This window comes from Rhodohalobacter sp. (genome assembly GCF_041686455.1).
Lineage (GTDB): Bacteria > Bacteroidota > Rhodothermia > Balneolales > Balneolaceae > Rhodohalobacter.
Genome location: NZ_JAWLDW010000108.1, coordinates 1 through 9,152, shown reverse-complemented (window position 1 = coordinate 9,152; position 9,152 = coordinate 1). Strand labels below are relative to the sequence as shown.

Below are 9,152 nucleotides of genomic sequence, written 5' to 3'. Positions count from 1 at the left end.
CTATTGTGGAAAATGGGAGATATCAGACTAACCAAACTCATCTGACTGTAGGTAGCCAAATGATGATACTGTCACCCTGAAAGGGTGGAAGGTCATTAGCCCTGGGTAAGCGAAGCGAAACCCAGGGAAATAGAGCGTAAATAAATAACCGCCGAACAGAGAGCTGGGTTTGAAGTATGGGTAAGAAATGAGGCGGTGTGAAGCAAAGTTGGTTGTTTAGATAAACCCGAGAGTGCTCAATGTAGAAAGGAAACAGATTTAAATTTAATCGAAATCGAATTCGTGTAATCGAAAAGATAGAGTTACCAACACTCGTCTGACGAAGATATTACGTAGATCTTAAACCTTAAACCGATTCGTCATTTAACACACCCCTCAATCCCCTCTCGAGAGGGGAAGATTAGTGAAACACATTATGTTTTTCGGCTGAAACTGGATTAGGAAAACTCGTCGGACGGACTCTAGCCGTCTGACGAGGGAAGGTTACGGTGTAGATGGTTTAATCTCTGTAATCAGAGCATCATACCCGGCTTCATGCATTTTCTTCTGAATTTTCTTCTGCATCTTATCGGAATCACATAACGTGATCATCGCGCCACCGCCACCGCCGCCGGTCAGTTTAGCACCCAATGCCCCGTTATTACGGGCAATTTCAATTAAACTTTCAACATCAGGATATGATACACCAAGAGTATTCAAATACCCGTGATTCATATTCATGATCATGCCAAGTTCATTCAGATCACGGTTCTCAATGGCTTCTTTGGAGGCAATAGCGAGCTCATCCATCTGTTTGAAAATCTTTTCGTACCACTGAGGATATTTTTCAGCATGTTCTTTTACTTGCTTAACCATTTTTGAAGTCATGCTTTCAACACCACTCAGTCCAATTACTATCGGGATCGGCTCTCTCAGGGATAAGGTCTCCATTTTTGGCGGAGTGCCCTTCTGAAACATGATCAGATTGCCGTATGTGGAAACCGTATTATCGATCCCGGATGCACCGCCGTGCACAATATTCTCCGATTCAAATGAGAGACGTCGCACATCATCATCGCCCAGTCCAAGTTCAAAATGTTTGTCTAATGCGCGTATAATGGCAACTGCTAAAGCTGCCGAACCACCCATACCCATTGCGCGTGGAACTTCGGGAAAAACTTCAATATTCATCGGTTTATCCCTGAGATCGAGATGATCCAGAATCATCTCCAGCGATTTATAGATCGAATACTTGTGATCGGCTCCAAATTCAATGGTCTGCTCCACACCCCATCTAGGAATGAGAAGTCGTACACCTTTATCATGATCCCAGACCTTTGCTTTCATTTTTAGGGTAATGGGAGCCGCCACAGCGTGTGTGCCGTGAACGACCGAGTGTTCGCCCGTCAAAATGATTTTACCGTATCCGTACGACATCTCACTGTCATCATCAGGAAGAGGAGTTTTTCCGGTGGCAGCCATCTTCTGTTCACCTTTCAGCTCTTCAATAATCTCTTTCGCTTTCCAGACTTTGATTTCACCACTCTCTACAAGTCGTTCCAATACTTTTTCAAAGAGTTCAGCCGGTGCACCTGCGGTACTGGCCACACTTCTTGCATGGAGTGTCATGTGCCCGCGCTGAATACCTTCAGTGCCAAGCGATCGCAATGCCGAAAAATTCTGAGCCAGACCAACAGCGCCCATCACTTCCGCTAATTCTGTGGCTGATTCAATCCCCAAAATCCGATGAGCAATTCCAACCGCTTTGTTCGATTTAAGCGATCCGCCTACAGTCCCGACTTTCAGAGGGATATCGATGGTACCTACCAGATCACCGTTCTCGTTTTTATACCAGTTTGTAAGGGAGGTGTACCTGCCGCTTCGGGCTGCATAAGCGTGTGCGGCGGCTTCAATAGCTCTCCAGTCGTTGCCTGTTGCAATTGCCAGCGGATCAATCCCGTTCATAATTCCTTTATTGTGGGTCGACGCCCGGTAGGAGTCAATAGCCGCAAATTCTGCTGCTCGGATGATTCCATCACGTACTTCTTTTCCAGAAGAGCTATTGAAATCGAGAAATTTAGTCGGAATGACGCATTGCGATCTGACCATCGCCCGATCGGTAAGATTTGAAAGGATTCGCAGATAAACTTTTGAACCGGATAATTTTTCAACTAAGGATGCAACACCTTCACACATACTATTGACTAGATTGGCGCCCATGGCATCACGCGTATCAACCAACAGGTGAACAACCACCATGCTTCCCGGATGCCTGTCCTGCTGATGAATCATCACTTCCAGGTCGATTGCACCGCCACCTCGCTTTACCATGTTGGGATGGAGGCTATTAGCAAGATTTATAATCTCCTGCTTTTCTTGAAGAATGGCGTGGCGAACTTTCATTGGATGACGAACATCCACAAGCTGAATTTGACCAATCAGAATTGGATCATCAGATTCAGATTCAAATCCACCGGCATTTCGAACAACTTTCGCTGCAGAGCTAACTGCTGCCAGGATTGAGGGTTCCTCAACCACCATAGGAACTACATACGGCTTGTTGTTGATCAAAAAATTGAGGCCAAGTCCCATCGGAAGTCCAAATACGCCGATTACATTTTCGATCATTTTATCGGCATCATTCTGGGTAAGCAGGTGCATCTGCTCGCGGAGGGCAACATAATCCTCCTGATTTAGAATCTCCTTTTCACGAAGAACATCAAGACGATTTTCTACACTATATTTATAAAACTTCGGGATTCGTGATTTGTCGTTATTGGTCATAGCGATTCAGACAAATATTAATGGTTGGAAAGGGGGAGATATTAAAAGCTAGCAGGTTTTATTCGATGTTCATTCTATGAACTACTTCTGTGCCTATCTGGTTCATTTTCAAATTCATCACATCAAACATGCTCTCACTGACTACATGACGAATTTGAGCCGCTATAGAAGAATCCTTACAGAAAGCAACTCCTATATCTCCGCCACCGGCACCGGAAGGTTTGTAGGTTCCGCCAGCACTCTTTACAATTCTGAAAATCTCTTGATGAACATCCGAGATGATATCCGTATCACTTTCTTGTCCAAGGAGATACTCTTGGTTCTTAAAATCTTCAACTATATTGAGGAAAGCATCTGTATCACTCTTGGCAAAAGCTTTGGAACCATCCTCGGAAAGCTCCATCATCCTCTTCATGATGGAATCATATTTAGCAGGTTGTTCATCCCGGAATTCATTCACGTTGTTTACAAAACTTCGGGTTGAAGCAGAAAATCCGGCCCAGATTGTGATCATATGTAAATCCTTAGGCCAGCTGTGTGATTTCACCTGTCCGTTTAACTTCTCAATCGATTCAGGCATTTTGTAACTCATTACACCGCCGGTTGCGCTGGCAGCGATATCTGTACCACTGCCTAACTTGCCTTGTGCATGCCGATGAGCCAGAAATGCTTCTTTATAGAGATCTTCTTGGTCAATGTGCTTATTCATATACTCCATCAGTGCAGAAAGGAGTGATACGGTTAAAGCGGCACTTGAGCCGAGTCCAAATTTGTGTCCGGTTGTTTTGTGATAAAATGGAGCGGTATCAATTTCAATAGAAGCTCCGGGAATTTTGCCATTGCGCTGAGTAACATACTTGAGCATAGAGAGAACAAACTGAAGCTGTTTTTCCGTCTTCTTACTCATAGGTGTTCGGAAATGAGCATCTCCATCCGAATCGAGGGTAAACTGAATTTCAGGGAGATTTAAGTTTCCGGTCCGAATCTGAAATGTACTGTTGTAAAGCGGTGATATTTTGACGACGCAGTGACGATTTATAGCCGTTACAAGTGCCGGTGCGTGTTCAAGAACGGCATATTCTCCCAACAGAATAAGTTTTCCGGGTGATTTTACGCAAAAAGAAGGTTCGTACATCCTGCTAGCTGTTCTTTACTTTTATTTGATTGTCTGTAACGATAGCGGCACCCGGTCCGGGTTTTGCTTCAATAATTTGTTTTACGCCTTTTACAGACAACATCGCCTGTTTAACCAGTTCTGAATTTCCCGGCTGACATAAAACCTTAACCTGTGGGCCGGCGTCCATAGTTATATAAGCCGCAGTGCCTTTGGTTCTCAGGTTCCAGATGGTATGAATCATTTCTGTGGTCGCACCATTCCAATAGAGTAGAGGAGGCCTTCCGGACATCGCCAGCCCATGCATTTTAAAACAGCTGTGCTCTGTGAGTTCGCCAACTTTTGCAAAGTTCTTCTTTTTTATGGCACGACGCATCTCGTCCAAATCAGCCTGCTGGCTCTCTACCCAGCCTGTATAAAACGGTGATGACTTAGCTGTCCGAACCATTCCTTCGGTAGACCCAGTCTCTTTCTTATCTGTCGATGTAACAGCGATTAAGAGTCTTAGATCCCAATAGGATTCATCCTCAAGCTGAATGGCAAAATCGTCTTGATCATCATCGATGGAGGTTCCGCACTTCATTTCAGCAAAACCGCCATAAACCGATCGCGCTGCCGACCCGGAACCTTGTCTGGCCAATATTGAAAGCTCCTCTTTGGTAAGATGTAAATTCATTGCCTCATTCACTGCCACGGCCAGTGCAGCAAATCCAGAAGCAGATGATGCGAGTCCTGCTCCGGTAGGAAAACTGTTTGAAGAGACAATTTTCGCTTTCGGACGATCCCCAGTTTGAACTGCAGTATCCAGAAATTGTGTAATTCTCTCAAGCGGTTTGCCGGCTACATTTCGGTGGTCCAGATGCAGAGTATCACTTTCCAGCGATTCATCAAATTGAAGGGTAGTTGTAGTTTTTAAAGCATCGAGAGTGAGTGAGATCGATCCAACAGCCGGCAGGTTCAATTCAACGGATCGCTTTCCCCAATATTTGATGAGGGCTATATTTGCATAAGCCTGAGCGGTGACCGGATTTTGAGTAAAATCTGCGATGATTTTTTTTCTTTTGCTGTTCACAAATGTTGATTCGTGATATCAAAATAGACCTCTTAAGATACGTGATTTTAATCAACATCGGTAGGTTGATTTTTCAACATTAACAGTTCATTCAATCGTTCAGCGTTAGAAGAGATTACAAAGATTTTTTTAAGAATCACTAAGTGAGAAAGTGATCCAGAAATATCTTCAACTACGACCTGTCAGGTTTTCAAAACCTGACAGGTCTGATGTAAAATAATAAAGGCCGTGATTTGCTTCTTATTAATTTCGAAGCTTAATAACGGGTTCTCTTACGATATAGATTATAGGTAAATTAGATACTTTGAGGAATTGTAGATAGATTGTTCTACTAACAAAAAACACAGTGTATATGGACAAAAAAGGAGAGGATAAAGCGCCTGAAATTCGTCATCGAGACCGGGCGGCATCCGGTGTTCCACGTTCAGGATGGGCAATTGGGGACCGATATTCGTGGCATGAAATCCAGCAACGGTTGCTTGCATCTGCGGACGAAGAAATTACCAGTCAACCTCGAGAGATGTTTTTCAGCAGTATGACTGCAGGTATAGCCATCACATTAACACTCATAGGCTATTCTGTTGGAACCAGCCATTTTCCCGATAATATATTTTTGAGTACACTACTGTACCCATTGGGGTTCATTTACATCATTCTGGGTCGTTTTCAACTTTATACAGAAAACACCCTTCCTCCCGTAGCTCTGATATTCGCACGACTGGCCAGCATTCCAATACTGTTTAAGGTATGGGGTGTTGTACTGGCCGGTAATCTTATCGGGGCAATTGCTGGAGGATACGTTTTGGCAAACACCGCTGTTCTATCGCCTGATGCTAAGGTGGCGGCTACCAATTTTGTTGTTCATGGACTCGAACTGGGTTGGTGGGGTGTATTTTTTAAAGCCATGTTTGCCGGCTGGTTGGTAGCCGGTGTGGTATGGCTCAATGTTGCTGCAAGAGATACAGTAACCAGAGTCCTGGTAGTCTACCTAGTATTTTTTATGATTGGCACAAGTAATTTGTTTCATGTGGTGACAGCCGCAGCGGAAGTCTCTTTCTATATTTTTCATACAGCTGAAGCCGATATTTCAACGCTTTTTATTCATTATTGGCTTCCTGTTTTACTGGGCAATACTTTTGGCGGCGTACTGATATTTACAAATATGGCCTATTTCCAATCTGAACAGAAAAATTTTCCTGAATATAAAAAACTTAGTATCCGCGACTGGCTTATTGGAATGAAAGGAGGGCGCCAGTTCGGTACACCCCGTCCGCAGCCAACAAAAGACAGTGATTGATACGAGAAGGTTGAAATCGATGATTCTCTAACGAAAGAGTAGTAAATCATTTTGGTACACATCAAAGCTTTCAGAAGACCTGTCAGGTTTTGAAAACCTGACAGGTTTGAGTATTACTCTTTTTCAAGTTTCATCACCTTCACTTTCCACTCTTTGGGTAGCGTCATCAGGTATTTCCATTTTAATGGGACGCCATTTTCAGCTTCCATCTGATAGTAGAGCGGTTTGGAATCGTGATCACTGATGAATGTAGAACTATCATCTGAAGGTCAGCAAATAACTTGTTAAGTTTTTTGCCGTTTTATGGGCATGAGTATTCTAACGTCCTGTTCTTTCTCTTTGGTCACGCTCATTTAATACATCTGATGAATAGATTTTGAGATTTAATGGCCATTGTTGTTTCTCTTCAGAAACTTCCTGCCAGTAATTTTTTCAGCGACAACGGTTTGAAAATGGATCGAAATCACCTGCGACCTTGCAATCAGCGCATCCGAACCTTTTGAATAAACATCGCGCGAGCTCATCACCTAAAATTCACTCATTATATATGCTGCCCGGTAATTTTTCTACAATGCATCAGTTGAATGTTCTAAAAGTTCTCTCAGATCGTGTTTAATGAGATGTTCTTCTATGTTCTAACCGTCAAATCGCCAGTAAGGATTGTCATCAGCAGAAACAAAAAGATGCAATTTTGGGTGTGATTACCTTCTCTTGATATAGAGCAAAGCTTCGTTAATAGCAATTCGGATAAGCCAAGTTGAAAAGGCCGATTTTCCGTTAAACGTATCAAGTTTTTCAAATTCTTTGATCTATCTGGTTTGTAACCTTTCCTGAACACTATTTTCATTATCAATACATTCTCTCTGTATTTAAAATAATCGCTGGTTATACCGCCTCATAATCACTTCGAACAGCTTATCTCTACCTTGTAAGATTTCTTCAACAATTTTTTGTGTGTTAAATGCTTGTAGTTCTGATGTTTAACATATGGATGTGCTTCCATAGTCCTACACTTACTGTCTGTTTAGCTGGAAATATGGAATTTTTACATAAACCCTTCAGTTAATTGGATGCACTAAACAATTACTCGTTACAAAAATCTTATTTGATGCTTCAGTGACGAAATTTAGTCTCTGCTCTGAATACGACCTGAGTGTTCTCTGTAATATTTTGTAACCAAACCCATTTGGAAGTTGTCAAATGGGTAGAAGTCAGAATTCTAACCCCACAACTAAATACCAATGAAGATTTATAGTAATATTATTTTAACCGTTATATCTATGTTATTGGCACTCTTTGTGTTCTCATGCACTGATGATGGTCCTACAAGTCCAATTGACGATCCTGATGATACAGAAGATCCTCAATTTGATTTCAGGCAAACCACCTACTCGCTGGATGCTGTATCAAACGATGGAGAAGTTCCCGGTGGCGTAACTGCCACTGCTACATTTCAGGAATTAAATGATAACCAGACACTTGTAGCTCTTGAGCTTGAAAACGGATCTACAGAATCCGGTCTTACCCACACCGCTCATATTCATGAAAATGATGCGGAAACCGGAGGAGATATCATATACTTTCTGGGTCCGATTGATGGATCAGAGGGTTCTCCCGGAAAAAGTGAATACGTTGTTGATGCAAGCTTTGATGAACTCATTGATTTTGACGGTTACATCAACATTCACGAAAATAATGCCAATCTAGGTGTTATTCTTGGACAGGGCGATATCGGTTCAAATACGGAAGCCGATGTTGTTGAAAGCGAACTTACACCAATAGAAAATCCACAGGTTAAGGAATACACACTTGATGCTAATCAGAGTAGTGGTCAGCTGCCTGACGGAGCCGAAGCTGTAGCCACATTTCAGGAATTAACGTCATCACAAACTTTGGTAAAACTAGAGCTTGTAAATGGGACAACTGAAACAGAGCTGAGTCACTCAGCACACATTCACTTCAACAATGCATTGGAAGGCGGTAACATTGCCTATTTCCTTGGACCGATAGATGGTCTCGCGGCTTCCGCCGGAACAAGCTATGCAGTAGTAGACGAAAGTTTTGATTTTCTGACTGATTTTGATGGATATATCAACATTCATGAAAGTCTTTCAAATCTTGGTAATATCGTATCTCAGGGCAATATTGGGGCCAATGAGGGATTAACTACTCTAAGAAGTGCATCCTTTACGCTCAGTGCAAATTCAAATGCAGGGTCAGTTCCAGAAGGAGTGAATGCAACAGCAACATTCTGGGAGCTAAATGATGAAGAAACAGTTGTTACACTTACCCTTGATGAATCAACCGGAGCGTCTGTAGCTCATAACTCTCATATTCACTTTAATTCGGCAGAAGATAGTGGTGATATTGCCTACTTCCTTACGCCCATAGACGGAACTGATCCCGATGCAACCAGCGCTCGCATCATTGAAGAATCCTTTGATACTCTGATAGAATTTGATGGCTACATCAATATTCATGAAAGCGTTGAAAATATCGGCACAATTGTATCTCAGGGCAATATTGGTTCTAATGCAGATGTGCAGATTGAACTAGGACTGGACGCCGTGGATAACCCTCAATCGACAACATATGATTTATCTGCTCTTTCTAACGATGGAGAGTTCTTCTCGAACGGAGTTCCCGGCACGGCTAAATTTACAGAAGTTACAAATAATCTCACCTTAGTAACCCTAAATCTGGATACAGATGGAGCAACCGGAACAGCTCAATCTCATCCAGCTCATATTCACGAAAATTCTGCCGAAGATGGTGGAGACATCGTTTGGTTTCTGGGAGCGATTGATGCCATGGATCCGGACTCCAGAAGTAGTATGCTGATTAATGAATCCTATAATGACTTGACCGATTTTAACGGATATATTAACGTACATGAAAGTCCGACA

At 42.6% G+C, this 9,152-nt stretch carries 7 protein-coding genes; 2 read left to right on the top strand and 5 right to left on the bottom strand.

The window, feature by feature from the left end; all coding sequences use genetic code 11:
• Window positions 1-483: 483 nt before the first annotated feature.
• The 3 genes from ACESM0_RS11110 to mvaD are packed head-to-tail and all read right to left on the bottom strand — an operon-like array spanning window position 484 to window position 4,949.
• Window positions 484-2,763 (bottom strand): hydroxymethylglutaryl-CoA reductase, degradative, encoded by a 2,280-nt coding sequence (locus ACESM0_RS11110; RefSeq protein WP_372906281.1) that lies wholly within the window; start codon window positions 2,761-2,763, stop codon window positions 484-486.
• A 58-nt stretch (window positions 2,764-2,821) separates the two neighbouring features.
• Entirely contained in the window at window positions 2,822-3,898 is a 1,077-nt protein-coding gene (locus ACESM0_RS11105) for a mevalonate kinase (RefSeq protein WP_372906280.1), read from the bottom strand.
• A 4-nt stretch (window positions 3,899-3,902) separates the two neighbouring features.
• Entirely contained in the window at window positions 3,903-4,949 is a 1,047-nt protein-coding gene (gene mvaD, locus ACESM0_RS11100; protein WP_372906279.1) for a diphosphomevalonate decarboxylase, read from the bottom strand.
• A gap of 352 nt (window positions 4,950-5,301) precedes the next feature.
• Between mvaD and ACESM0_RS11095 the strand changes: the two genes are divergently transcribed.
• Entirely contained in the window at window positions 5,302-6,246 is a 945-nt protein-coding gene (locus ACESM0_RS11095; protein ID WP_372906278.1) for a formate/nitrite transporter family protein, read from the top strand.
• A gap of 383 nt (window positions 6,247-6,629) precedes the next feature.
• Here ACESM0_RS11095 and ACESM0_RS11090 read toward each other — a convergent pair whose 3' ends face one another.
• Window positions 6,630-6,770: a hexameric tyrosine-coordinated heme protein gene (locus tag ACESM0_RS11090; RefSeq protein ID WP_372906277.1), complete on the bottom strand. Its 141-nt coding sequence runs from the start codon at window positions 6,768-6,770 to the stop codon at window positions 6,630-6,632.
• Between the two features lie 177 nt (window positions 6,771-6,947).
• On the bottom strand, window positions 6,948-7,055 hold the full coding sequence (locus tag ACESM0_RS11085) for a sigma factor (protein ID WP_372906282.1): 108 nt from the start codon (window positions 7,053-7,055) through the stop codon (window positions 6,948-6,950).
• 432 nt (window positions 7,056-7,487) lie between these two features.
• Here ACESM0_RS11085 and ACESM0_RS11080 point away from each other — a divergent pair.
• Window positions 7,488-9,152: hypothetical protein (locus ACESM0_RS11080; protein WP_372906276.1), on the top strand; the 1,665-nt coding region annotated here is incomplete at its 3' end.

Coding starts and splice junctions, on each gene's coding strand:
- ACESM0_RS11110 (WP_372906281.1), bottom strand. CDS start 2,763: ATGACCAATAACGACAAATCACGAATCCCGAAGTTTTATAAATATAGT.
- ACESM0_RS11090 (WP_372906277.1), bottom strand. CDS start 6,770: ATGAGCTCGCGCGATGTTTATTCAAAAGGTTCGGATGCGCTGATTGCA.
- ACESM0_RS11105 (WP_372906280.1), bottom strand. CDS start 3,898: ATGTACGAACCTTCTTTTTGCGTAAAATCACCCGGAAAACTTATTCTG.
- ACESM0_RS11095 (WP_372906278.1), top strand. CDS start 5,302: ATGGACAAAAAAGGAGAGGATAAAGCGCCTGAAATTCGTCATCGAGAC.